This is a genomic window from Mesorhizobium sp. M7A.T.Ca.US.000.02.2.1 (assembly GCF_003996995.1).
Taxonomy (GTDB): Bacteria; Pseudomonadota; Alphaproteobacteria; order Rhizobiales; family Rhizobiaceae; genus Mesorhizobium.
The window spans coordinates 1-2,001 of the sequence record NZ_RZTT01000683.1; the positions used below are offsets into that span (position 1 = coordinate 1).

Sequence of the window (2,001 nt, forward strand, 5' to 3'; positions counted from 1 at the left end):
AGATCATCCTTTCCGAACTTTCCGACGACGAGTTGGTGCAGCAGATGCACGACGATCTCTATGACGGGCTGAAGGAAGAGATCGAGGAAGGCACCAACATCCTGCTCGAGCGCGGCTGGGTGCCCTACAAGGTGCTGACGGAAGCGCTGGTCGAAGGCATGCGCATCGTCGGCGAGGATTTTCGCGACGGCATCCTGTTCGTTCCCGAAGTGCTGCTGTCGGCCAATGCGATGAAGGCCGGCATGTTCATCCTGCGTCCGCTGCTCGCCGCCACCGGCGCGCCGAAGCAGGGCAAGATGGTCATCGGCACCGTCAAGGGCGACATCCACGACATCGGCAAGAACCTCGTCGGCATGATGATGGAAGGTGCTGGTTTCGACGTCATCGATCTCGGCATCAACAATGCGGTCGAGAAATATCTCGATGCGATCGAACAGCACCAGCCCGACATCATCGGCATGTCGGCACTGCTCACCACGACCATGCCCTATATGAAGGTCGTCATCGACACGATGAAGGAAAAGGGCATCCGCGACGATTATGTCGTGCTGGTCGGCGGCGCGCCGCTGAACGAGGAATTCGGCAAGGCCGTCGGCGCCGATGCCTATTGCCGCGACGCGGCAGTGGCGGTCGAGACCGCCAAGGACTTCATGAAGCGCAAGCACAATGTGCGCGCTTCGGCCTGATTGGCCATTTCGGCCGGACAACAGGAAAAGCCGCGCCTTGCAGCGCGGCTTTTCTGTTCCCAGATGAAGAAGGCCGGGTGCGGATCAGGGATTGTTGACGGTGTCCTCGACCGCATTGGCGGTTGATTTGACGTCCTTGCCGACGCCTCGGACGGTGTTCGCACAAGCCGTGAGGGCCAGGGCGCAGGTCAAGATGGCAATTGGCGTGATGCGTAGCAGTTTCATGGACGGTGTCTCCCTCAATAGATAAATTAGCGCTACAGCAACGAAGGCCGGCTCGACGGGTTCCATGGCCAAGACGCAAAAAACGAAACCGAATCAAGACGACAGGCTGCTCGTTATCGCCTGTGGGATGATTGCGCGCGAAATTCTGGCCGTCAAGGAACAGCTCGGACTGGATCACCTCGACCTGACCTGCCTGCCGGCAGAATTCCATTTCTATCCGGACCGCATCGCCCCGGCCATGGACAAGGCAATCGAAAAGGCCAAGGCCGAAGGCTACAGCAACATCTTCGTCGGCTATGCCGACTGCGGCACCGGCGGCCTGCTCGACCGCATCTGCGAGAAGCACGGCGTCGAGCGCATGGCGGGCCCGCACTGCTTTGCCTTCTATCAAGGCATGGAGGCCTATGCGAAAGTCGCCGACGACGACATGATGTCCTTCTACATGACCGACTTCCTCTGCCGGCAGTTCGACGCTTTCTTCATGAAACCGCTCGGCCTCGACAAGCACCCGGAGTTGATCAAGGACTATTTCGGCAACTACGAGAAGCTGATCTATCTGGCCCAGACCAATGATCCGGAACTCGACAAGGTCGCCGAAAAGGCAGCCAGAATGCTTGGTCTCGTCTATGAACGCCGCGCAACCGGCTATGGCGACCTGACGGCCGGAATGGCGCAGGCGGCTGCACACGCCTGAAGCAATTCCTGACCCCGCTATGCTCCAACCCTGGGTGACAGGCCGCCGAGAACGGGTAAGTTGTGCGCCATAAGGCAACAGGCCCTCCAGGCCATTCGAACGTGGAAACGCACCGATGACCCCTCGCCTCTTGATAGCCGCACTCGGTCTCCTCTGTTTCGCCCTGCCCGCTCATGCCGATGGCGACGTACAGAAACTCATCACCCCGGCCGACAAGAAGCGGCTCGACAATTATGGCGAGACGCGCAAGGCGGCGCTTGCCGAGGCGAAAGCTGGAGATGCGGCCGAGGTCAAGCAACTCGACGCCTTGCTGGCAAAACCGCTGGTGGCCTTTTCCGACAAGGACCTGACCGGCAGTTGGCGGTGCCGCACCATCAAGGCCGGCGGGTCTTTGGC

Annotated in this window: 4 protein-coding genes; 3 read left to right on the top strand and 1 reads right to left on the bottom strand. The window is 60.1% G+C overall.

The window, feature by feature from the left end:
• Positions 1-2: 2 nt before the first annotated feature.
• Complete coding sequence (locus tag EOD15_RS33505) at positions 3-686, top strand: B12-binding domain-containing protein (protein WP_245463842.1); 684 nt, start codon at positions 3-5, stop codon at positions 684-686.
• Between the two features lie 84 nt (positions 687-770).
• Here EOD15_RS33505 and EOD15_RS33510 read toward each other — a convergent pair whose 3' ends face one another.
• A complete protein-coding gene (locus EOD15_RS33510) occupies positions 771-911 on the bottom strand; it encodes an entericidin A/B family lipoprotein (protein WP_023812312.1) in 141 nt (46 codons plus the stop codon).
• A 64-nt stretch (positions 912-975) separates the two neighbouring features.
• On the opposite strand from EOD15_RS33510, the gene EOD15_RS33515 reads away from it, so the two are divergent.
• Both EOD15_RS33515 and EOD15_RS33520 read left to right on the top strand, forming a co-directional pair.
• A complete protein-coding gene (locus tag EOD15_RS33515) occupies positions 976-1,605 on the top strand; it encodes a DUF1638 domain-containing protein (RefSeq protein ID WP_127317923.1) in 630 nt (209 codons plus the stop codon).
• Between the two features lie 115 nt (positions 1,606-1,720).
• A partial coding sequence (locus EOD15_RS33520; RefSeq protein ID WP_127409254.1) for a DUF4893 domain-containing protein occupies positions 1,721-2,001 on the top strand: 281 nt, incomplete at its 3' end.

Bases quoted from the DNA above. Each gene is read 5' to 3' on its own strand.
- EOD15_RS33515 (WP_127317923.1), top strand. From the start codon at position 976: ATGGCCAAGACGCAAAAAACGAAACCGAATCAAGACGACAGGCTGCTC.
- EOD15_RS33510 (WP_023812312.1), bottom strand. From the start codon at position 911: ATGAAACTGCTACGCATCACGCCAATTGCCATCTTGACCTGCGCCCTG.